The 24332-nt window shown below is 36.8% G+C and carries 20 protein-coding genes; 13 read left to right on the top strand and 7 right to left on the bottom strand.

Going from position 1 to position 24332, the window contains the following annotated elements:
• Nucleotides 1–10: 10 nt before the first annotated feature.
• A complete protein-coding gene (locus ACFOW1_RS02545; RefSeq protein ID WP_379012130.1) occupies nt 11–1837 on the bottom strand; it encodes an ABC transporter ATP-binding protein in 1827 nt (608 codons plus the stop codon).
• Between the two features lie 134 nt (nt 1838–1971).
• Between ACFOW1_RS02545 and ACFOW1_RS02540 the strand changes: the two genes are divergently transcribed.
• Nucleotides 1972–4227 (top strand): RelA/SpoT family protein, encoded by a 2256-nt coding sequence (locus ACFOW1_RS02540; RefSeq protein ID WP_379012129.1) that lies wholly within the window; start codon nt 1972–1974, stop codon nt 4225–4227.
• A 99-nt stretch (nt 4228–4326) separates the two neighbouring features.
• Here the strand turns inward: ACFOW1_RS02540 and ACFOW1_RS02535 are convergent, their stop codons facing one another.
• Nucleotides 4327–7938, bottom strand: coding sequence for an FG-GAP-like repeat-containing protein (locus tag ACFOW1_RS02535; RefSeq protein ID WP_379012128.1), 3612 nt, complete (start codon nt 7936–7938; stop codon nt 4327–4329).
• Between the two features lie 360 nt (nt 7939–8298).
• Here ACFOW1_RS02535 and ACFOW1_RS02530 point away from each other — a divergent pair, with 360 nt between their 5' ends.
• Nucleotides 8299–9006 carry a hypothetical protein gene (locus ACFOW1_RS02530; RefSeq protein WP_379012126.1) on the top strand — a complete coding sequence of 236 codons (708 nt, stop codon included), beginning with the start codon at nt 8299–8301 and terminating at the stop codon, nt 9004–9006.
• A gap of 59 nt (nt 9007–9065) precedes the next feature.
• On the opposite strand, the gene ACFOW1_RS02525 is transcribed toward ACFOW1_RS02530, so the two are convergent.
• Nucleotides 9066–10238 (bottom strand): hypothetical protein, encoded by a 1173-nt coding sequence (locus ACFOW1_RS02525; RefSeq protein ID WP_379012125.1) that lies wholly within the window; start codon nt 10236–10238, stop codon nt 9066–9068.
• A 136-nt stretch (nt 10239–10374) separates the two neighbouring features.
• Between ACFOW1_RS02525 and ACFOW1_RS02520 the strand changes: the two genes are divergently transcribed.
• The 6 genes from ACFOW1_RS02520 to ACFOW1_RS02495 all read left to right on the top strand — a co-directional run bounded on the left by ACFOW1_RS02520 (nt 10375) and on the right by ACFOW1_RS02495 (nt 16316).
• Complete coding sequence (locus tag ACFOW1_RS02520; RefSeq protein ID WP_379012124.1) at nt 10375–11637, top strand: adenylosuccinate synthase; 1263 nt, start codon at nt 10375–10377, stop codon at nt 11635–11637.
• Between the two features lie 145 nt (nt 11638–11782).
• Nucleotides 11783–12223, top strand: coding sequence for a hypothetical protein (locus ACFOW1_RS02515; RefSeq protein WP_379012123.1), 441 nt, complete (start codon nt 11783–11785; stop codon nt 12221–12223).
• A 28-nt stretch (nt 12224–12251) separates the two neighbouring features.
• Nucleotides 12252–13559: an anthranilate synthase component I family protein gene (locus ACFOW1_RS02510; protein ID WP_379012121.1), complete on the top strand. Its 1308-nt coding sequence runs from the start codon at nt 12252–12254 to the stop codon at nt 13557–13559.
• 171 nt (nt 13560–13730) lie between these two features.
• On the top strand, nt 13731–14666 hold the full coding sequence (locus ACFOW1_RS02505) for an ABC transporter ATP-binding protein (protein ID WP_379012119.1): 936 nt from the start codon (nt 13731–13733) through the stop codon (nt 14664–14666).
• Entirely contained in the window at nt 14644–15519 is an 876-nt protein-coding gene (locus ACFOW1_RS02500; protein ID WP_379012116.1) for an ABC transporter permease, read from the top strand. The genes ACFOW1_RS02505 and ACFOW1_RS02500 overlap by 23 nt, the downstream gene beginning before the upstream one ends.
• Before the next feature lie 101 nt (nt 15520–15620).
• A complete protein-coding gene (locus ACFOW1_RS02495) occupies nt 15621–16316 on the top strand; it encodes a LolA family protein (RefSeq protein ID WP_379012113.1) in 696 nt (231 codons plus the stop codon).
• Nucleotides 16317–16323: 7 nt separating this feature from the next.
• On the opposite strand, the gene ACFOW1_RS02490 is transcribed toward ACFOW1_RS02495, so the two are convergent.
• Nucleotides 16324–17040 (bottom strand): SGNH/GDSL hydrolase family protein, encoded by a 717-nt coding sequence (locus ACFOW1_RS02490; protein WP_379012112.1) that lies wholly within the window; start codon nt 17038–17040, stop codon nt 16324–16326.
• A gap of 132 nt (nt 17041–17172) precedes the next feature.
• Here ACFOW1_RS02490 and ACFOW1_RS02485 point away from each other — a divergent pair, with 132 nt between their 5' ends.
• Entirely contained in the window at nt 17173–18402 is a 1230-nt protein-coding gene (locus ACFOW1_RS02485) for an NADP-dependent isocitrate dehydrogenase (RefSeq protein ID WP_379012110.1), read from the top strand.
• Nucleotides 18403–18598: 196 nt separating this feature from the next.
• Here ACFOW1_RS02485 and ACFOW1_RS02480 read toward each other — a convergent pair whose 3' ends face one another.
• Nucleotides 18599–18808: a hypothetical protein gene (locus ACFOW1_RS02480; RefSeq protein WP_379012108.1), complete on the bottom strand. Its 210-nt coding sequence runs from the start codon at nt 18806–18808 to the stop codon at nt 18599–18601.
• A gap of 76 nt (nt 18809–18884) precedes the next feature.
• Between ACFOW1_RS02480 and ACFOW1_RS02475 the strand changes: the two genes are divergently transcribed.
• Nucleotides 18885–19124 carry a hypothetical protein gene (locus ACFOW1_RS02475; RefSeq protein WP_379012106.1) on the top strand — a complete coding sequence of 80 codons (240 nt, stop codon included), beginning with the start codon at nt 18885–18887 and terminating at the stop codon, nt 19122–19124.
• Nucleotides 19121–19381 carry a Txe/YoeB family addiction module toxin gene (locus ACFOW1_RS02470; RefSeq protein ID WP_379012105.1) on the top strand — a complete coding sequence of 87 codons (261 nt, stop codon included), beginning with the start codon at nt 19121–19123 and terminating at the stop codon, nt 19379–19381. The genes ACFOW1_RS02475 and ACFOW1_RS02470 overlap by 4 nt, the downstream gene beginning before the upstream one ends.
• Nucleotides 19382–19447: 66 nt before the next feature.
• Here the strand turns inward: ACFOW1_RS02470 and pruA are convergent, their stop codons facing one another.
• On the bottom strand, nt 19448–21079 hold the full coding sequence (gene pruA / locus ACFOW1_RS02465) for an L-glutamate gamma-semialdehyde dehydrogenase (protein ID WP_379012103.1): 1632 nt from the start codon (nt 21077–21079) through the stop codon (nt 19448–19450).
• 338 nt (nt 21080–21417) lie between these two features.
• Here pruA and ACFOW1_RS02460 point away from each other — a divergent pair, with 338 nt between their 5' ends.
• Both ACFOW1_RS02460 and tpiA read left to right on the top strand, forming a co-directional pair.
• Complete coding sequence (locus ACFOW1_RS02460) at nt 21418–22575, top strand: putative sugar nucleotidyl transferase (protein WP_379012101.1); 1158 nt, start codon at nt 21418–21420, stop codon at nt 22573–22575.
• 82 nt (nt 22576–22657) lie between these two features.
• On the top strand, nt 22658–23413 hold the full coding sequence (gene tpiA / locus ACFOW1_RS02455; protein ID WP_379012099.1) for a triose-phosphate isomerase: 756 nt from the start codon (nt 22658–22660) through the stop codon (nt 23411–23413).
• 140 nt (nt 23414–23553) lie between these two features.
• On the opposite strand, the gene ACFOW1_RS02450 is transcribed toward tpiA, so the two are convergent.
• Nucleotides 23554–24267 carry a VIT1/CCC1 transporter family protein gene (locus ACFOW1_RS02450; RefSeq protein ID WP_379012097.1) on the bottom strand — a complete coding sequence of 238 codons (714 nt, stop codon included), beginning with the start codon at nt 24265–24267 and terminating at the stop codon, nt 23554–23556.
• Between the last annotated feature and the right edge of the window lie 65 nt (nt 24268–24332).

The raw sequence follows: 24332 nt of genomic DNA, 5'->3' as shown, positions 1-24332 counted from the left end.
ATTCTATTAATTAACCAATAACAGGTTGTTTATCATAGCTCATTTCATGCAGTTTACTGTAAAATCCACCCAAAGCCAATAGTGATTCATGATTGCCAATTTCTTTAATTTCACCTTTATCCAATACAATAATTTTATTAGCTTTACGTATGGTAGATAATCTATGTGCAATCACAATCGACGTTCTATCTGCAATCAAAGTATCAATTGCCTTTTGTATTAATAATTCGCTTTCTGTATCAATTGAAGAAGTAGCTTCGTCTAAAATTAATATCGCAGGATTATATAATAAAGCTCTTGCAAAAGAAATCAATTGCCTTTGTCCTAAACTCAAAGTACTACCTCTTTCCATTACATTATAATCATAATCGCCAGGTAATTGCATAATAAAGTCATGCAAGTCTATCATTTTACAGGCATCAATAGCAGCTTGTTTGGAAATTAATGGATTTCTTAACGTGATATTATCTAGCACCGAACCTGAGAACAAAAACACATCTTGCAATACCACACCTATACTACTACGTAACTTCTCAATCGGATAATCTTCAATATTAATATCGTCAATGCATATTGTTCCTTTTTGGATATGGTACAATCGATTTAGCAGACTAATAATAGACGTTTTACCGCTACCTGTATGCCCTACCAAAGCCACCGTCTCCCCTGCTTTTACATCAAAAGAAATATCTTTTAGCACATAATGTTCCTCATTGTAGGCAAACCAAACTTTGTCAAAACTAATTTGTCCTTTTATTGGCTCTAAGTGCTGTTGACTATTGACTGTTGACTGAGGACTTTCTACCAATACATTCTCATTGTCCAATACTTTAAAAACGCGTTCGGCCGCAATCATCCCCATTTGAATTACGTTAAACTTATCTGCAATTACGCGCAATGGGCGAAATATTTGGTTGAGGTACAAAATAAAAGCTACTAACAAACCTGCATCTAACTTTTTGTCGGCCACCCACCAAACTAACAAACCCGTACTGATTGCCAATACCAATTCTACCACAGGGAAAAATACACTATAAGCAAAAATGGCTTTGATATTAGCATTGCGGTGTTCTTTATTAATGACATTAAACTTGGCTAATTCTCGCTTTTCAGCAGCAAAAGCTTGCACAATATGCATACCTGTTAAGTGTTCTTGCACAAAAGCATTAAGTGCTGCCACTGCATTTCGCACTTTCATAAAACTTTTGTTCACGCTCTCTTTAAAATAATATGTGGCCACAATTAAAAAAGGAAAAGGAACCAAACTTACCAATGTCACCCGCCAATCCATCCAAATCATAGTGGCAAGTGTAATAATAATGGTGAGCAAATCGGCGACTATTGGTATTAACCCATCGCTAAAAATATCGTTAATACTTTCTATATCATTAATGGTTCTTGTGGTAAGCGTACCAATGGGTGTTTTATCAAATTGGCTTAAATTTAAACTCACAATTTTTTCGTACACCGTTACACGTAAATCTTTTACCACATTCTGCCCAAGCCATGAAGTAATAAATGTAAATGCAAAGCGCACAGCCGATTCTACAAATAAAAATATAATTTGAAAAATGGTAATATTGATGATAAACTGAAAAATATCGTTGCTATTTTTCAAGAAAATAATTTGCTGAATCCAATGTGGTACTGGCAAATTATTGTGTATCGATTTGTTAACCGTTAACTGAATCAAGTAAGGGCGAACAGGCGCAAAAATAGCCATGATAATAGCTAGCGTTAAACTAGCAATAAAGAAGCTACGGTAGGGTTTTACAAAATGAAACACACGTTTCATTATCGATAAATCTAGTGCCTTTTTTTTGGTTGTATCACTCATAATGGTCACAAATGTAACAGCATTGGCAGGTTATCGTTTGTTATTACTGGAAATTTATAAGACTTATGCAGCCAAAAAATTTACAGTTAACTCTTACTTAATAATCAGCCCATATTGTCTTATATTCATTATCTATGATGGAAGCGCAACAAATAGTAGAATCAATAGCACAGCCAAAGTATAATTTGACGCCCGAACAAGAGAAAAAAGAGATTCTTCGCCATTACCGTGCCTTGCTACGCAGTTTGCGTCCAAAACTTAAAAAGGGCGATAGAGAACTGGTACGTACCGCTTTTGAAATGGCGGTAGAAGCCCACAAAACCATGCGCAGAAAAAGTGGCGAACCTTATATTTTGCATCCATTAGCAGTAGCCATGATTTGTGTTGAAGAAATTGGACTTGGTGTTAGAAGCACCATTTGCGCTTTGCTACATGATACAGTTGAAGATACGGATATTACATTGGAAGATATTACCAGAGAATTTGGTTCTGAAATAGCGAAAATTGTAGATGGCCTTACCAAAATATCTAACATAGTAGATACCAATACTAGCCAACAAGCAGAAAACTTTAAAAAGATTTTATTAACCCTTACCGACGACCCAAGGGTAATACTAATAAAACTAGCCGACCGCTTGCACAATATGCGTACGCTAGACAGCATGAAAAAAGAAAAGCAATTAAAAATCGCTTCGGAAACCGTGTGGGTCTATGCACCATTGGCACACAGAATGGGTTTGTACAGTATTAAAACCGAGCTAGAAGATTTGTCGATGAAGTATTTGGAAACAGATGCTTACAAAGACATTGCAAAAAAATTATCAGATACCAAGCGAGAAAGAACACGTTATATCAACGAATTTATTCGCCCTTTAAAAGAAAAACTGGCAGCTACAGGCTTTAATTTTGAAATTTATGGCAGGCCAAAAAGCATCCATTCTATTTGGAATAAAATCAAGAAAAAAGGGGTGTCCTTTGAAGAAGTGTACGACCTTTTTGCCATACGTGTAATATTAGATGCACCTGCAGAAAAAGAAAAAGAGCAATGCTGGAAAGTATATTCAATGATTACCGATGAATACACACCTAGCCCCGAACGTTTACGTGACTGGCTAAGCAACCCAAAAAGCAATGGTTACGAGGCCTTACACACCACGGTTATGGGGCCACAGGGTAAATGGGTAGAAGTACAAATACGCACCAAGCGTATGAATGAAATTGCCGAAAAAGGTTTGGCAGCGCATTACAAATACAAAGAAGGCAGCAGCGATGAAGACAGATTTGACAAATGGTTTGGACAAATAAGAGAAGTACTAGCACAAGAAGATACCGATAGTGTTAACTTCTTAAACGACTTCAAAACCTCTTTTTTAGCAGAAGAAATTTACGTGTACACACCAAAAGGTGAGGTAAAAATGCTACCTAAAGGCAGTACTGCTTTAGACTTTGCATTTGCTGTGCACAGTGCCGTTGGGGCTAAATGTATTGGTGCGAAAGTGCATCACAAACTAGTACCCATAAGCCACAAACTGCGCAGTGGCGACCAAATTGAAATTATTACGAGCAACAAACAAAAACCTAGTGAAGATTGGTTAAACATTGTTGTTACCGCCAAGGCAAAAGCAAAGATTAAAGATAGCCTGCGTGAAGAAAAACGTAAGATTGCAGAAGATGGTAAATATATTTTGCAACGCAAGCTAGAAGGCATGGGTGCGGCATACAGCCAATATAATATTGATGAGTTGATGAGTTTTTACAAACTCTCTTCCCAGTTGGATTTGTTTTATAATATTGCTGTAAAAGCCAACGACCTAAAAGAATTGAAAGAGTTTAACGTTTTAGGCGATAAACTAGAATTACCAAAACCAAAGGTAATTGTACAAGAAGTTACAGTAGAACCACAAAAGCATTATAGCAAAAAAGATAGCGAACTCATCATTTTTGGCGAAAGCAGCGATAAAATTATGTACTCGCTAGCCAAATGTTGCAGCCCGATACCAGGTGATGCGGTATTTGGTTTTGTAAGTACTGGTAAAGGCTTAATTATCCATAGAACCAACTGCCCAAATGCCACACAATTAATGGCCAATTACGGCCATAGAGTGGTAAAAACCAAGTGGGCTAAAAACAAAGAAATCTCTTTCTTAACCGGCTTGCGGATTATTGGTGTAGATGATGTAGGTGTAATTAATAAAATTACCAATGTTATCAGTGGCGAGCTTAGCATCAATATCGCCGCCCTCACCATAGAAAGCGGTGAAGGCATATTTGAAGGCACAGTAAAAGTATTTGTTCACGATAAAGAAGAACTAGAAGAACTTGTAGCAAGATTAAAAGGACTTAACGGTATTCAAAGAGTGGATAGATTTGATACAGAAGAAGGAAAATAAAGATGCCCCTAGAATAAAGAATAAATAATAAAACAAATCGGCTGCTCACATCATTATGAGCAGCCGATTTTTATTCGTGTTTGCGAGGTACGAAGCAATCTATTCCTTTACAAATTGTTTTTGTTGCACGCCACCACTACCCTTTACAACCAATACGTAACTACCATTTGCCAAAGCACTTGTATTTACAGATAATGACACATTACCTATACCAACTTGTGTATCTTCTTGTTGCAGTAGTTTACCTTGTAAGTCTGTCAATTGTAGGGTTATTTTTTCTGCTTTCGTTGAGGTTATTTGTACAAATAGATTATCCTTTACAGGATTAGGATAAACCGTTAATGCCCTACTAATACCTGACAACTGACAACTGACTATTTTGCTATAAGTAAAACTACCATCCTTATCTACCATTTGTAAACGATAGTAAACTACAGAAGCACTAGGCAACTGATTATCTGCAAAAGCATAACTACCATCGCCTTTTGCTGTTACCTTACCTATATTACTAAAGCTAGAACCATCTACACTGCGCTGAATAGTGAAGAAAGAGGTATTGACTTCATTGGTAGTTTGCCAAGTAAGGGCGATATTATTGTTTTGTTGTTGTGCAGAGAAGGTAAGAAGATTAAGGGGAAGTGAAATTGTTTTTTTATTTTTTAGAATTGAAATTGTGGATGAACTTTGATTTGCTGTAGCAATATCTGGTAAGCCATCGCCATCTAAATCACCTAAAACTATACTTCTTGGGCCTCTGCCACCACCAGTAACATCTGCTAAAACATAATTTATTGGTAACCCGAAAACAATATCATTCAAGGTGCTATTATTTTTTAGCGCAACTACTGTATTACCCTGGTTTACTAAAGCAATATCTGGTTTTCCATCACCATCCAAATCCGTTATTCTTATTGAATAAAGACCTGCACCACTTCCAATGATATAATCAATTTTAGGAGCAAAAGCAATACTATCTATGGTACTTATGTTTTTATACACCGAAATAAGATAATTTGGTACACTTATTACAACGATATCTGGTTTATTATCCCCATCAAGATCTCCACTAAAAATGCTATTAGATGATACATTATTACCAGTAGAATAATCAATTTTGCTTGCAAAAGAAATACTAGTGGCAGAACTAGTATTTCTTAAAATAGATATTTTAGAATTTAGACTACTCACTATCGCTATATCTGGTTTATTATCCCCATTAAAATCATTTATTGTAATATCTTTTCCGTATGCCAAAGGGAAATCTTGTTTTGCGGCAAATGAGATACTCCCAACAGTACTAGTATTTTTAAATATTGAAATTGTACTTGCGCCTTCATTCACTACTAGCACTTCAGGTTTTCCGTCACCATCGATATCTGAAACAGCACCACTAGAAGGATTACTTTGATAACCAGTTAGATAGTCATTCTTAATATCAAACATTATTGAATCAACTGTACTTGTATTTCGTAAAGTGCTAAATGTGGAATTAAATGAGGTAGGTGCATTACCATTATTAACAAGTACTATATCCAGTTTTCCATCCCCATCTAAGTCGTTAAGACGAATACAATTTGAACCTGTATCAATGCCCCCTGTTATAATATCTTGCTTGTTATTCAAATTGATTGTACCAGGTATGCTTTTATTACGAAACAACGATAAAGAAAATTTTACACCAAAATTAACAGTGACTAGGTCAGATTTACCATCGTTATTCAAATCGCCATTAGCTATAAAAATGGGTGTACTTCCTGTTGTAAAATCAATATTCTGGGCAAATGAGTTGATAGAAAGTGTATCATTTACGAAAGATAATCCAAAAGGACGAGTTGAATATCCGGTGAGATTATTATTGACAGTTGTAACACTAATAGGACCATAAGTTGCGCATGCAGGTACTATTACATTTAGAGCGGTTGTTGAAGATGCGACAACAACTGCTTTAACAGCGCCAAAGTAAACAATATTATCTGCTGCTATTGGTCTAAACCCTGAACCTGCAATATTTATATTACTTCCTGCAACAGCCGTGGCAGGTGAAAATGAGTTAATAACTGGCCTATATATAAAACCATCAGCTTCACCTCTACCATAGACATTATCTACGCTCACTTTGCCTTTTGAACCAATACCAATTACAGAAGTAATAACCGTATCTGACAATATTGTAAAAGATGCAGATGTAGTACCGCCATATGAAACATTAGTGGCACCTAAAAAATTATAGCCTTGTATAGTGACTATTCCACCTTCTCCTGCCGCAGTAGGTGTAAAAGATTGAATAACAGGTTCATCCACTCTATTACGTGAAATAGATAAAAAGCCGTCTGGTGCAGAATATTTAGCACCTAATACGTCCATTTTACTATCATTATTTATATCAGCAAAACAAAATACTTCTCCAAAATTATAATTGGTAGTAAGTGTAAATGATATTGATGTTGTAGTCACATTTCGTAATAAACTATTTGAAGTTGCAATATCTACTTTGCTATCCCCATCAATATCTGCTATTGCTATGTTACGGGGGCTACTCCCAGTAGCAATATCTATTTTATTATCAAAAATTATAGAGCCAGGGGAACTTAAATTTTTAAATATTGAAACCGTATTGGAATTATAATTTGCAATTGCTAAATCTAGCTTTCCATCAGAGTCTATATCGCCAGATGCTATTGAGGAGGGATTTGAACCAACTTGGTATGTACTGTTTACAAAAGATATAACTCCAGAACTAGTGACATTTTTTAAAACGGTAATTGTATTATTAGAACTATTAACGGTAACCAAGTCCATCTTTCCATCACTATCTAAATCAATGACCGATATTGCATTTGAATTTACCCCAACATTTACCTGTTGATTTGATGAAAATGAGATAGTCCCCAATGTGGAAGTGTTTTTAAAAAAGGAAAGCGAATTTGATGTTTTATTAACAGCAACAATATCTTCTTTACCATCATTATCTAAATCCCCAATAACTACATCAATTGTACTGGACCCAGTTGTGACATAAATCGGACTAGCAAATGCGATATTACTACCCACACTAGTATTTTTCAAAATTGCCAAAGTACTGAAGTTTGAATTAGATATAACCAAATCTAGCTTTCCATCACCATCCAAATCGCTACTTGCAATGGCTTGGGTAGAAATACCTAAAAAAAGATTCACAGGTGATGAAAAAGAAATACTTCCATTTGAACTAGTATTATTAAATATTGAAACGGATGAATTGTTACCGTTAGCTGTAATAATGTCAATCTTTCCATCTAAATTTAAATCAGCCTTAGTAATACCAACAGGAGTGGCACTAGGTAAAGTACTAAGCATTGAATCAATTTTGGGTGCAAATAAATAATTATTAAATCCTGCATCTCTTCCAGGAAACGTAACAATAAATGGGATTCTAGAATAGTTAATTAATCCATTTACATTCACAGTGATTGGCTCATATGTAGCCCCATTTGGAACTACAACCACCAAAGTAATAGGCGTAGCAGAATTAACAACTGCCTTCACCGCCCCAAAATATACAATATTATTTGCAGGAATAATACTAAAATTTGTTCCTGTAATTGTTACCAATGTACCCACTGCACCACTACTAGGGCTAAAAGAACTAATGGTTGGCGCCTGCCCCTTAACACCTGTTGCCACAACAAATAATGTAACAACAGTAAAAACTACTCTAGTAAAAAGCTTCATAACAGTTGGCTTGCTTAATAATATAATGCAATAAAAATATAATTTTCAGACATTCAGCCAAATTATTTTTCTAATATCAAACAATTACCACCCCCCCTGCCCACAAAATTCCAATACCATCCCTCTTTTACTCCAACACAGCATAATTACTCAAATTATCAGCTAACAATGGTTTCCACAAGCCCCTTGTAATGCCATTACCAAAGCACTGTGGCTTCCATTTGATACATGTAATGCAATTATAAGTATGCAGTTGCTGCCACACTGTTAATGTATTAAGAAAATATTGGCAGTTTACAACATTATATACAATATTATTCGTACATTCAACTATTAATTAATTACAAAAAATGCATTGTATTGTATGAAAAAGTAAAACTATTTAGCCCCGATGCGACACCATCAACTAGCGGTACACCTACAACTTTAGGTACATCAGCCAACAACATTCCTAAAAAAGACATCGATTTTTTAGCAACTATGGAAGCAGTAGCAACTAAGTGGGCTTTAAACCCTTCACTTACTTTAGTTTGGGTAACGCAAGCAAGTTTTGCAACTACTGTTCAAGCCTATCGCACCGCATTAACTACCCGTAACACTACTGGTAGTAAGCGCCCTGCGCTTACCAAAGCCCTACAGACACTAGACAAAAAAATAGATGAAGCAGTAGCAGAAGTAAAAGTATATATACAAAAGAAATTTAAAAAAGCCAATGCCATACCACAGTTTAGCCGCTATGGCATAATTAAACAAGCAAGTGCTTACCAACTACCAAGAGACCATGAAGAAAGGCTGGCAGCCCTAGCCTTAATGCTAGCAGCTATTACTGCAGACGGCTTTGATAATGAAGAATATGGTAAAACTTTTTGGACCAGTATTACTGCTGAATACAAAACCACGCTAGATGCGGCAAACGCTACTGATGGCACAGTAAGTACCAACGTAGCTACAAAAAATGAACTGAGAAAGCAATTAAACAAAGTATCTGTGGCACTGCTTCTTTTGTTAAAAGCTAATTATCCTGATACTTATGCAGGTGTATATAGAGATTGGGGATGGAAGAAATAATGTACTTCCTAAAATGAAAAAAGTCCTTGATATTTTGAATCATCAAGGACTTTTTTTTATTAAAAATTAAAATCTTCTGGTTCACCATTTAACACTCTACCACGTAGTATTTGCTTTTTTATGTTGTCAAAAAGCCCTTCCATATCTCTATCGCCTGCGGGAAATTGTATCTTATTCGCTAGTCTAAACAAATAACTATCGTAGGCAAATGGCAAGCAGGCAATAGTTTGTTCCTTTTCAAATTTATGCCAGGCAGTTATTAAGCCTTTTCGCCAGTCTGCATTGGCTTCTATGGGTATCACTATCCCCTTTAGGCTATCCATGGCATGTAAAATATCTTGTACTTGCTGGTTAATATAGTCGTTATCATCATCCACTACATCAGCATTGTGCGCCCTACCATAATAGTAATAGCCATCGTATAAGCGAATATTGTCCGGTGTTTCAAAACGTTTCATAAAGTTCATCACGTCATTATAATCAAAGCCCCATAAATGTGGTCTTTCATCTGGTACATGGCGCTGTAATTCACCACTTGCATATTTCGCTTCAATCTCTACACTTTTTTCTTTGCTATTAAGTTCTCTATAAAAATCTTCCTTTTCTTCTCTAATTTTTGGCAGTAATAAGTTGCTACCAGCGCCTGTATATTGGTTGTGGTATAAAAACCAACTTGGCAGTTGGTCTACATCTTCACTATCACTACGAATGTCACAAACATCCATCCAACTAAAATAACTGTTGTACTCGTAGTGGTGGCTATTCATGTAAGCAAGGTATAGATCAAGTTCATCTTGTTGTATTGGTGTAAGTATTTTGCAGTTAAGAATATCATCTGCAAATGCGTAAAATTCCCAACAAATAGTTACGCCCTCAAGGACAATTTGCTCTGCATTCCATTGGCAATAAAGGTCAAATAATTTTTTGTATTGTATTTCCCTAAGGCACTCTTCTGCTTGTTCAAGATACGCTGATTCTCTTACATCCATCATTTCCTGAAAAAGTGAGCCATACTCGCTATATATACTTTTTATATGTGCATATCTAACAATAAAAGTATCAATACTACTGGCAGAAAAATTGCTAAAATAGGCTTGAATAGCAGGATCACTTTTTAACCATTCAGTAGTTTCAGCGGTTATTTTTGCAATACGCTCATCTCGGCTTGCTGCTTTTGAAACATCGTCTTTACTTTGTTCATTGCTACTTGTAAGTTCTTTATTATCTTCCATAACTTTAATATCATGATATTCGGCTTTGAAAATAATACAGAATTATATAAAAACAAATTGAATAAAAAATAAAATAGCGTGGATTGTGTGATTTTACAAAAACCCAACACTTACATTTGCTGCTCAATAATAAATTATGGTTGATGTAATTCTTGGTTTGCAATGGGGTGATGAAGGAAAAGGTAAAATCGTTGACTTCTTTGCACCTAACTACGATGTAGTTGCACGTTTTCAGGGTGGCCCAAATGCTGGACATACTTTATATGTAGGCGATAAAAAGGTAGTGTTACACCAAATTCCTTCTGGTATTTTTCATCAAAATACGACTAATATTATCGGTGGCGGTGTAGTACTTGACCCTGTAACATTGAAGCGTGAATGTGATTTGGTGGCTTCTTTTGGTATAGATGTAAAAAAGAATCTATTTATTAGCGAACGTACCAATATTATTGTGCCAACGCACCGTGCTTTGGATAAAGCGAGCGAGCTATCAAAAGGGGATAGCAAAATTGGTTCTACATTAAAAGGTATTGGTCCTGCTTATATGGATAAAACAGGGCGCAATGCCATTCGTGTAGGCGATTTGCTTGACAAAAGCTTTACTTCTCAGTACATAAAACTGCGTTTAAAACACCAAAAACTATTAGATAATTTTCATTTTATTGAAGATATCGCTGCTTGGGAAGATGAGTTTTTTGAAGCATTAGATTTTTTAAGAACGTTAAATGTTGTGAATAGCGAATACTTCATCAACAATCAAATTACTGCTGGAAAAAAAGTATTAGCTGAGGGCGCCCAAGGTAGTATGCTAGATATTGACTTTGGCACCTTCCCTTTTGTAACGTCTTCAAATACTATTTCGGCAGGTGTTTGTACTGGTTTAGGTGTATCGCCTAAAAAAATTAATGAAGTATTGGGGGTAACCAAAGCTTATTGTACAAGAGTTGGTAGTGGTCCCTTTCCGACAGAATTATTTGACGAAAAAGGCGAAGAATTGCGTAAACTGGGTAGCGAATTTGGTGCTACTACTGGTCGTCCACGTAGATGCGGCTGGATAGATTTAGTAGCTTTAAAATACACATGCATGATTAATGGTGTTACCAAAATCATCATGACAAAAGCGGATATTTTAGACAGTTTTGAGGAACTTCAAGCTTGTACAGCTTACTCGATTGATGGCAAGCAAACACAAGAAGTTCCATTTGCCATATCGAAGGTAAAAATAGATCCTGTTTTAGCATCACATCCAGGCTGGCACTGCGATACCTCTTCTATTAAGGATGCAGCTAACTTACCTCAAAACATGTCTAGCTACATTAGTTTTATAAACGATTATGTAGGTGCCCCTGTTAAGTATGTGAGCAATGGCCCGGGTAGAGAGCAAATTGTAGCATTGTAATAAAGAATTCGCAATTGTTTGAACTAATCTTCAAGATAGTGCGTAATTATTATGCCAATTAGTTATCCTCGAATCAGGGATTAAAAAAATATTTGGTCAATAAAAATTTCAGTTGAAAATTTACTCTATAAAATCTTATTAGAACATGGCAATTAAATCTGATAAGGATGCAAAATCCACAGGAAAGAAGACACCAGTAGCAAGTACTACACCAAAAGCATCATCAAAAAGTAAAAAACAATTAGAAGACGATGATGATGACGACGATTTAGACGATGAAGATGTAAAACCAGCAAAAAAAGGTGCCAAAGCTTCTACTAAAAAAAGTAAAGATGATGACGACGATGATGATGAAGATGTTGAAGTAGAGGATGATTGGAACAAGGCTGACGATGATGACGATTGGGATCCAGATTTTGATGAATTTGATATTCCAAAATCAAAAGGTGGTGCAGCTAAAAAACCCGCTGGCGGTAAAAAGTCAAAAGATGAAGATGATGACTTTAAATTAGATGAAGATTTTAAAGAATTTGATTTATTTGATACAAAGGGCGGCGGATTTGACGATGACGATGATGACTTTTAATCATCGCTATTAAAGCATCAAATTATTTGTGCAAAGAGCTACAGGAACATTTGTAATACAAGATTTTCAAAAAATAAAGCAACAGCTATTGCATTGGGCTAACCAATACGATAGCTGTTCTTTTTTAGACAATCACCAATACACATCGCTACACCATAGCGTTGAATGTTTGGTGGCCGTAGGTGAAGTAAATCGCTGCTCGCCTAGTAGCCATCATCAACAAGCATTAGCTAGCTTTTTACAACAGACCAATGATTGGTTATTTGGCCATATTAGCTACGACTTTCACAGTATTTTATACCCTTCATTAGCGCAGCAAAAGCCTGATAGCATTGGCTTTCAGCCCATCTACTTTTATCAGCCAGAAATTGTGCTACAACTATCTGCTACTGAATTAAGAATTGAAAGTTTGACGCTTTTACCAATTGATATTTATCAACAAATTCGTAAAAGTTCAATCACTAGCAGTCAGCAACCAATAACTAGCAGCCAACAACTAGCGATACAATCTCGCATTAGCAAAGCAGACTACTTACAAACGATTCATCAACTTCAGCAATATATTTTACGGGGTGATTGCTACGAAATAAACTACTGCCAAGAGTTTTATGCAAGTAATGCTGTAATAGAGCCGCTCGCCATTTATCAACAGTTAACAGCCATTTCCCCCAATCCATTTGCTAGCTATTATAAGCTTAACGATAAATATTTGTTGTGCGCAAGCCCCGAACGTTACTTAAAAAAGCAAGGCCATCAATTAATTTCTCAGCCCATAAAAGGTACTTTTAAAAGAAATTTGCAAAATACAGAAGCAGATAAGGCACTAAAACAACAATTGTTTGCAAGCCATAAAGACCGGACAGAAAATGTAATGGTGGTAGATTTGGTACGCAACGATTTGAGTCGTATTTGTAAAGAAGGTACCGTACAGGTAGAAGAATTATTTGGCATTTATACTTACCCTCAAGTGCATCAAATGATATCCACCATTGTAGGAGAAATAGACGAATCAACCAACCTTGCAACTATTTTACAAGCCACTTTTCCGATGGGTAGTATGACTGGCGCACCTAAACAAAAAGTGATGCAACTAATCAATGAATATGAACCAAGTAGCAGAGGATTATATTCCGGCGCAGTCGGCTACATTAGCCCAAACAAAGACTTCGATTTTAATGTGGTAATCAGAAGTATTTTATATAATTCAACTAGCAAGTATTTATCCTATCAAGTAGGCGGTGGTATTACGTTTAACAGCATTGCCGAACAAGAATATGAGGAATGTTTGTTAAAGGCTGAGGCAATAAGAAAAGTATTAAGCGTAAGTAAAGGCTAGCAATACTGATTAAACGGATTAAAGCAGATTTATCTGGTTATTTTAATCTGCGATGATCAGTTTCATCGGCTCAGTCAGCGTTTCTGTCAATAATCTTAGCAAATCATTGCATCATAAAATCATTAAAATCAACAATACACAACTACTTTTACAATTCATTGTTATAGCACTATGCAACCGGTTATAAAAGTTTCCCATCTATCCAAGCAATTCAAAGATTTCAAAGCCGTCAGCGACCTTTCTTTTACCGTCAATCAAGGGGATGTATATGGTTTTCTAGGGCAAAATGGTGCTGGAAAAAGTACCACTATTCGTATGCTAATGACGCTAATAGAACCTACTTCAGGTGATATTGAATTATTTGGCATGCCACTAAAAACACATCGCAACGAGATATTACACCAAGTAGGAGCAGTCATCGAAAAACCAGATGTATATAAGTATCTATCGGCATATGAGAACATTAAGCTATTCGCTAAGCTAAGTGGCGTGAAAGTAACAGATAAGCTCATCATGGACCAACTAGAAATGGTAGGGCTAGCTACACGTGCCAAAGACACTGTTAAAACCTTTTCGCAAGGTATGAAACAAAGGCTTGGTATAGGTATTGCGTTAATACATAACCCACAATTAATAGTACTCGACGAACCTACCAATGGCCTTGACCCTCAAGGTATTGCTGATATTAGAAACTTAATTTTACGACTAAGTAGAGACATGAAAAAGACGGTTGTGGTTTCTTCTCACCTACTGAACGAAATTGAACAAGTAGCAACACGTGTATTAATTATTGATAAAGGTAAAAAGTTAATAGAAGGTAATGCCAACGAACTCTTTGACCCAGCACAAACCATTGTTGAAATTGTAACAACCAATAACGCTTTTGCATCCCAGCAATTAACGCAAAGCAGTTGGCAGCAATATGTTCAAGCATCACGCAACAGCAATATTTTTCTAAAACTCAATAGACAAGCCATTCCTCAATTACACAAAGATTTAGTGAACCTGAATATTGAAGTGATTTCGCTGCAGCCACGCCATAGTTTAGAAGATTATTTTTTACAAATTACTAGCACCAACCAACATGTACAAGCTTATACAAATTGAGTTATACAAAATTTTCCGTAGACCACGCACATACATTGCATTTGCAGCCATTACGGCTTTAATCACCATTATTCAATTTGGTTTAAAGCTAGATGGCAAAACCTATGCAGATTTTATGATGCGTGACTTATCCTCTTCTCTCACTATAGATGGCAATATTTTAAATGGCTACTTGGTTTGCTACATTATGCTACAATTATTATTGGTACATGTGCCATTGTTAATTGCCTTAATTGCTGCCGATATGATTAGCGGCGAGGCAAATATGGGCACATTGCGCATCATGCTTACCAAGCCTATTAGTCGCACACAGTTTATGCTGGCAAAGTTTGCAGCAGCAGCCGTATACACAATGATGTTGCTCGTTTGGCTAGCTATTTTAGCTTTGTTTGTTAGCATGTTAATTTTTGGCACAGACGATCTTTTTTTAATGAAAAGCAGCTATGTTGTTCTATTGAAAAATGGTGATATATTTTGGCGCTACGTAGGTGCATTCGGCTTTGCAGCAGTCGCCATGTTAACTGTGGCAGCGCTTGGTTTTCTATTGTCCGTTTTTGCCGAAAACTCAATTGGCCCCATCGTTGCAACCATGAGTGTGATTATCTTTTTCACCATTTTAAGTACACTCAACATCCCTATTTTCAACTCCATAAAGCCGTTTTTATTTACTACACACATGAACGACTGGAAAGAGTTTTTTGATATGAAAGTCACAGAAACCAATGAATCTATTATAGGTTCGATACTAAGGCCAGATAAAATCATCAACTCCATTTTGGTATTGCTCGTTCACATCATAGGCTTTGTTACCGCAGCCATCCTCATTTTTAAAAAGAAAGATATTTTAAGTTAAACAGTGAGATTTATGTCACCAGCTTTTGTACTACTATGGTGCATCGTTGCGTCGCACACTTGTACAGATATAACTTTATTCAGCATTTAAACCATCAACACATGAAACAGCTACTCACCTTTATTATACTTTTTGCATTACACACCACAGTAGGTGCACAAGATGTTACAACACTCATTAATAAAGTAAAAGCAAAGCTAGATGCTGTGAACGATTATGAAGCAGATGGTAAAATGAAAACAGATGTGGCTTTTATTAAAGCGCCGTTAGGTAGAGTAAAAGTTTATTTTAAAAAGCCTAATAAATTTCGTTTGAAAAAAGATGGCGGCATTTCTTTATTACCAAAAGGTGGGGTTTCGGTAAATATGAATTCACTGATTAGTGGTAAAGATTTTGTAGCCATTGCAGCTGGTGAATCTGTCTTAAACGGCACTAAAGTAAAAATAATAAAGCTATTGCCAAGTAGCGATAACAGCGATATTGTATTAACAACTTTATATATCGATGAAGCCAATTTACTAATTCGCAAGGCCGTAACGACCACCAAAGAAAATGGCACTTACGACATCGAAATGGCTTATGGCAAATTTGCCAACTATAGCTTACCAGACAAAGTTGTATTTAGCTTTAATACTAAGGATTATAAGCTTCCAAAAGGTATCACTTTGGAATTTGACGATAACAAAAAGCCAGAAACAGAAGCTGAAAAATTACATAATAAAAAGGGAAGAGTTGAAATTACATATACAAATTATATCATTAATAAAGGTATTGATGATGCCGTGTTTAAAATGTAATGATAGGTTATTTTAATACTGCAGCCATTTGTGGCGCTAACTGATCTACCCATAGCTTATATTGCTTAGCACTTGGGTGTAAGCCATCAATGGCTACTAAGGTTCTATCTGTAGCTGCCAATCTTGATGCTGGCGTAATATCAATATAATGAACGCCTGAAATGCTTTGTGTTATTTGCCTATTAATGGTGTTATAAGCATCTATTTGCTGACTAATAGCGGGATTATTACCACCAAAAGGCGTTACACCATAGTCAGGAATGCTGAGTACAAATACATGGCTAGGTTGGTTCCCTGCAAGTTGAACAGCTGTTTGTAACAACTGCAAAAAGCGCCCGCCATAATCATCAATATTTCTACCTTGAAATTGGTCATTTACACCAATTAATAAACTCACTACATCAAATGGACCTTTTGGATTCACGCTAGTAATCGCATTTGCAAGATTGGTAGTTGTCCAACCGGTGGTAGCGATATATTGTAGCGGTACAATATTGATGTTCTGTTGTTTTAGTACAGCTGCGGTTTGGGCAGGAAATCTATCGACGCTGTCCACGGATTGGCCAATGGTATAAGAATCGCCCAATGCCAAATATGATTTAAAAACAATAGGTGTAGGCGTTGGTAATGGTATTGGCGTTACAGGTGTTATAGTAGGCATTTCAGTCATAATTACTTTCTTGTTGCAGCTTGTTGCGTCAATTGCTAAAAGCAATAATAACATTAACCAAGCTCGATATTGTATCAGTTTTCGCATATTAATATATACGTCAACGGTTGCATAATTGTTTGTGTTGTACGAAAATAGTATTCCATTACATTTGTAACCCTTATTAAAATTTGTAAACGAAAGAACATGCCACAAAAAATCAAAGTTGCCAATCCGGTAGTGGAATTAGATGGCGACGAAATGACCAGAATTATCTGGAAGTTTATTAAAGACAAATTAATTCTTCCTTACCTAGAATTGGATATTAAATACTACGATTTAGGTATGGAATATCGTGACGAAACTAACGACCAAGTAACAATCGACGCCGCAAATGCTATTAAACAATATGGCGTAGGCATTAAATGCGCTACTATCACACCCGATGAGCAACGTGTAGAAGAGTTTAAGCTAAAACAAATGTGGAAATCACCAAATGGCACTATTCGTAACATTTTGGATGGCACGGTTTTTCGTGAACCAATTGTTTGTAGCAATGTACCACGTTTAGTGCCAAACTGGACCGCCCCTATCTGCATCGGTCGTCATGCATTTGGCGATCAATACCGTGCTACTGACTTTGTAACCAAGGGCAAAGGCAAACTAACCGTAAAATTTGAAGGTGAAGACGGTACTGTGCAAGAGTATGAAGTATTTAACTTTAAAGGCGATGGTGTAGCATTGGCTATGTACAATACCGACGAGAGTATCTACGGCTTTGCACGTGCTTGTTTCAACCAAGCATTGGCAAAAAAATGGCCTTTGTACTTGTCTACTAAAAATACCATTCTTAAAAAATACGATGGTCGCTTTAAAGATATTTTTGAAGAAGTGTACCAAAACGAGTTTAAAGCCAAATACGCTGAAGCTGGTATTACTTACGAGCACCGCTTAATAGACGATATGGTGGCTAGTGCCCTTAAATGGAACGGTAACTTTGTATGGGCTTGTAAAAACTACGATGGTGATGTACAAAGCGACACGGTAGCACAAGGTTTTGGTTCACTTGGTTTAATGACGTCTACCCTAGTAACGCCAGATGGTACTGTAATGGAAGCAGAAGCAGCACATGGTACGGTTACACGTCACTACCGCGAACACCAAAAAGGCAAACCAACTTCTACCAACCCAATCGCTTCAATTTTTGCTTGGACAAGAGGATTAGAATTCCGTGGAAAATTAGATGGCAACCAAGAGTTAATCAACTTCTGCCATGCACTAGAAAAAGTATGCGTAGAAGTGGTAGAAAGCGGTAAAATGACCAAAGATTTAGCAGTATGTATTTACGGCAATAAGGTAAATCATGGTGAACATTACCTTTACACAGAAGAATTCTTAGATGCTTTAGACACAGCTTTACAAGCAAAATTGGCCTAGTTATTCCTCGTCATTGCGAGGCACGAAGCATTCTCAAAACATAAAAAGCCCTGCATAATTACGATGCGGGGCTTTCTTTTAATTATGTCACCAGCTTTTGTACTACTATGATACATCGTTGCGTCGCACACTTGTACGTTCTGTTTGCTGTGGAGCTTTTATTGTAGCGTAGGTATTCTGTGAAAAGAAACAACCGCTACCCCTTCATCTCATCTTTCACCCGCTTTATAATTGCGCCACCAAATACACAAAGCCCTGCATTAAACAATACCAATGCTAATGTACCGTACCCAAACCAAGGCTGCCCATTGGCTTTTTGGCTACCTGCATCTATCGCCATACTTAATCCTGCACCTACAAATATTAGCCCAAGTGGCGCTTGCCATAACCATGTTTTTATTTTCATACAATTAAAAATAAAGAAACTCAAATATCACAAAAGAAATTTTTTCTAAATTTACGCTTACTAATAACTTTGGTACATGACAACAACTTACCACTTAAACGTAAATGAGCTATCTATAGAATTACTAAATTCTATAAAGCTGGCATTTAAAGATAAAACGATTGATATTGTTGTTTCAGAAGCGGTAGATGAAACCGAATACTTATTGGCTTCACCAAATAACAAAACCTATTTAATGCAAGCCGCAAAAGATTTAGAAGAGGGCAAAGGCATTACTTTCTCGGTAAATGAATTACAAGAAAAATATGGCAAATGATGAGAGCCGTGACATTGAGTCCACTTGCACTTACTCAGCTAAACGAGTGGAAACAAACTGATGCCAAAATGCTCTCAAAAATAGTAGCACTTATTACAGAAATTGCAGCAACACCATTTGCAGGTACTGGTAAACCTGAACCATTAAAACACGACTTAAAAGGCAAATGGAGTCGCAGAATTAGTCAAGAACATCGATTAGTGTATCAAATAAAAGATACAAGCATTGAAATACTCTCTTGCAGATATCATTATTAAAAAAGGTGGCTAAGCATAGATTTGCTTAACCACCTTTTCTTATCCATCTAATTCAATCACACACAATTACGCTTCCATCACAAATGGATATTTGTAGTCGGTTGGCGGTACAAATACTTCTTTGATGGTTCTTGCACTTAACCAACGGTATAGGTTAAGTTGGCTACCTGCTTTATCATTGGTACCGCTGCCTCTTGCGCCACCAAATGGCTGCTGCCCTACCACAGCACCGGTACATTTATCATTTACATAAAAATTACCAGCGGCATTACGTAAAGCTTTGGTGGCTACCTCTATGGCGTAACGGTCTTGCGCAATAATTGCACCAGTAAGCGCATAAGCTGATGTACTATCAACCACAGCTAAGGTTTCTTCATATTTATCAGCATCATACACATAAATAGTGAGTACTGGCCCAAATATTTCCTCGCACATGGTAACATATTGAGGGTCTTTGGTTTCAATAATCGTTGGCTCTACAAAATATCCAACAGATTTATCGTAATTACCACCAGCAATAATTTTTACCTTTTTATCCTTCTTTGCTTCATCAATGTATTTGGTAATTTTCTTAAAGCTACGCTCATCTATTACAGCCGTAATAAAATTACTGAAATCTTCTGGGCTTCCCATTTTCATGCTAGCCAAGGCCGCTACCAATTTGTCTTTTATCGCATCGGCTAGGTTACTTGGTATATAAGCCCTAGAGCAAGCACTACATTTTTGCCCTTGAAACTCAAAAGCCCCACGTACTAAAGCTGTTACAGCTACATCTACATCAGCACTTTTATGCACCATAATAAAGTCTTTACCACCAGTTTCGCCCACAATTCTTGGGTAGGTTTTAAACTTAGCAATATTAGTACCTATAGCTTGCCAGATGGTATTAAACACAGCCGTACTGCCTGTAAAGTGTACACCCGCCAAATCTGGATGGGAGAAACAAACCTTACCCAATGTTGGGCCATCCACATAAATCATATTGATTACGCCATCAGGCAAACCAGCTTCTTTCATCACTTTCATAAACATCTGTGCAGAATATACTTGTGTATCGGCAGGTTTCCATACTACCGTATTACCACACATTGCGGCACTTGCAGGCAAATTGGCACCAATGGCTGTGAAGTTAAATGGCGTAATAGCCAATACAAAACCTTCCAATGGTCGCCACTCTAAACGGTTGTGCATACCCGGTGAAGACACAGGCTGTTGTTTATAAATTTCGCTTAGATAATGTACGTTAAAACGTAAAAAATCAATCAGTTCGCAAGCTGCATCTATCTCTGCTTGGTAAGCATTTTTACTTTGCCCAAGCATCGTTGCGGCATTAATATGGTAACGGTATTTTGTTGCTAGTAAGTCGGCAGCTTTTAAAAAAATATGCGCTCTTGCTTCCCAACTCATATTAGCCCAAGCTTCTTTGGCTGCCAATGCTGCGGCAATAGCTTGTGTAATATGTTTTTCTTCCCCCATATTAAAATAACCAAGCGTAAAAGCTTTTTCATGCGGCGGATGCATGGCTACTTTGTTGGTAGTTTTTACTGCCTTATTACCAATATACATTGGCACATCAATTTGCTTTTTCTTCATCTCTTTTAAAGCCGCTTTTAGAGCAGCTTTTTCAGGGCTTCCAGGACCATATTGCAATACTGGTTCATTTGGTGGTAATGGGTATGAGAATGTTCCAAAGTTCATAACACTTAATTTTTAGAACCTGCAATTTAGGGAAAGGATAGGAACACGGATAAAACTGATTTATACAGATTAGAATGAATTTTATATTACTGGTAAAAAAAATCATTGACCATAGTATTTATTTACTAAATTTTTCATTGTGCATAACATTGAAGCAACCATATAAACCTCACAACTAGGGAGCGAAGGAGGTAAATATTATCTCATGCCTCCTTCCTTCTTGACTCTAAGGTTCATTTACTTTTTAAATCAAAATGTTATCAGTTTAATCAGTAAAAATCTGCGTTATGAGCGTTCCCATCTACATCTTACCGTAAGTTTGTAATCAATTCTTTACTATGGCTATCGTTCTATTTGACAATGCACAGCGCAACTATTTACAACCATTTATCGCCACGAAAGCCATTGCTGCATTGCGGTTTGGGATTATAACTATTGCTGAAAGATGGGCTTTGCGCACCAATCAACAAGTGTTTATTCATACCAACCATTATTTACAATCACTTTATCCTTTGCTTGAAGAAGGCGACCATGTTTGGGTAGATGCATCTATTATGCCTACTGAAAATTTGCTAGATAGAATATTATCATTACAAATAGGTGAAGCTTTAGCCAATGAACGTGGCTTAATTGCTGGCAGAACTAATGCACCGTCACACACATTTAACCCAAAAGAAAGCCTACAATGGTTTCAAAATATTTATGACGTGCTAGATGTTGAGTGCATCCAATACCCACAACAATTATTTCATTGGAACGATAAAATGATTCGTGAAGATTTTGCCTATTTAACAAAAAACAAAACGTCACAACCCATTAATCATAGTAACCAAGTAATAAACGCCCAAGCTATTTTTCTTGAAGACAATGTGACACTCGATTTCTGTACGCTAAATGCTTCTACTGGCCCTATTTATATTGCCAAAGATGCCGTAATCATGGAAGGTTCGATGTTACGTGGGCCATTAGTCATTGGCAAGAATAGTTTGGTAAAAATGGGTAGTAAATTTTATGGTGCCACCACTATTGGCCCTAATTGCGTGGTGGGTGGCGAAATTAAAAACGTGGTATTTCAAGGGCATAGTAACAAAGCCCATGATGGTTATTTAGGCGATAGTGTGATTGGAGAATGGTGCAATTTTGGTGCAGGCAGTAGCAATAGTAACGTAAAAAATACTGGCGGTGACGTGAAAATTTGGAACGCTGGCGCAAATGCATTTGTATCGGGCGGACAAAAATGTGGCGTTCTGATGGGTGATTATAGTCGGGTGGCCATCAACTCATCTGTGAATACAGGATCGTTTATTGGTGTGTGTTGCAACGTATTTGGTGCAGGTTTGCTACCTACCAAAATTCCAAATTTTACTTGGGGTACATTGGCAGAATATGATTTGGAAAAAGCTTATACAGACATTAATAATTGGAAACAAATGAAACACCAAAGCCTAACCGACGCTGAAATTGGCATACTGAAACATATCTTTGAAGCCCGATAGGAACAGCGATTTATTGGATTAAACAGATAATAACATATAAACTAACAGCAAACCATTAAACTTTAAACTTCAAAACTTACCCATGCGTAAACAAATTGCAGCAGCCAACTGGAAAATGAATGGCACACTTGAACAAGCCAATACCTTATTAGATGCTTTTGCTTCGGCAGCATTAGATGTAAACGACAACAGACTAGCCATATTTGCAGTTCCTGCACCTTATCTTATTTTGGCAAAAGAAAAATTAGCTGGCAATCCATATTTGCAAGTAGCTGCGCAAAATATTTACAGTAAAAAAAGCGGTGCTTATACTGGCGAAATTTCGGTAGAAATGTTACAGTCTATTGGCATTAACTACGTGGTACTTGGTCACTCGGAAAGACGTGAATATTTCAACGAATCAAATGCGTTTTTAGCAGATAAAGTAAATATTGCTTTAGAATACAATATCACACCTATTTTCTGCTGTGGTGAGCCTTTAAACATTCGTGAGGCCGATACACAAAATGCTTATGTTGCTGAACAATTAACCGAAAGTTTATTTCATTTGTCAGCAGAAGCCATACAAAAGGTGGTGATTGCCTACGAACCAATTTGGGCTATTGGTACTGGCAAAACTGCAAGCAGCGCACAAGCACAGGAAATGCACGCCTATATCCGCTCACATTTTGCTGCGAAATATGGCGCAGATGTAGCCAATAATATATCTATTTTATACGGTGGTAGTGTAAAAGCCAATAATGCGGTTGAGTTATTTTCTCAGCCAGATGTTGATGGCGGCCTAGTTGGTGGTGCTTCGCTTATTGTAGATGAATTTGTACAGATAATTAATGCGTAATTAATCGTAGAATATAGTTTTAAATCCTATAAGGTTTTGCGCAACCTTATAGGATTTTTTATTTTAGTGACCAGCTTTTGTATTACAATTTAGCAACCGTTGCGTCGCACACTTGTACGTTCTGCCCCCTCTTGAACTTCTTATTTCCCATCAATCACTTTCGCGATGGCAAAAGCAGCAGCAGCGGCGGCAGCACCAATCATCATCACTTTTAAACCGCCAATAACTGGATTCACGCCTGTCATTTTACTTTTAAAATAGCCAAATACAAACAAGCATATGAGCGTTACTCCCACCGAAACTTTTAACGCATCTTCAGAATTTGCCACAAAGAAATATGGACTTAATGGTATTAGGCCGCCCATCACATAGGATAAGCCAATATTAAAAGCACTTTTAGAAGCCCGTTTAGGATCTGGTTTATCTAAGCCAAGCTCGTGTTTCATCATAAACTCTACCCAGCGGTCTTTGTCTTTACAAATTTCTTCTACCGCTTTATCCTGCAATTCTTTACTAAAGCCCCATTCTCTAAAAAAGATGCGTACTTCTTCCTTCTCTACCTCAGTTTTGGTTTCTATTTCGTCGTATTCAATTTTTAGTTCGCTATTGTAATGGTCTTGTTCGGTTTTGCCCGCTAAATAACCACCTAAGCCCATCGCTATAGACCCAGCAGCAATTTCTGCGATGCCAGCTACTACTATCAAACTCGTATTGCTTACCGCACCGCTTAAACCCGCAGCCAAAGCGAATGGTACCGTTAAACCATCGCTCATCCCTATTACAATATCTGTTAATAATTCCGAGCTTTTTAAATGTTTTTCTTGATGGTTGTGGTGTAAATAAGTGTCTTGCATGCTTAATCTTTATAACGGTGAAAAGTCGTGTAAATATAAACAACTCAAGTTTTCTACTACATGTT

It is taken from the genome of Parasediminibacterium paludis (genome assembly GCF_042651445.1).
GTDB lineage: Bacteria > Bacteroidota > Bacteroidia > Chitinophagales > Chitinophagaceae > Parasediminibacterium > Parasediminibacterium paludis.
Note: the sequence above shows the minus strand (reverse complement) of the source record. Positions and strands in the feature narration are given on the sequence as shown.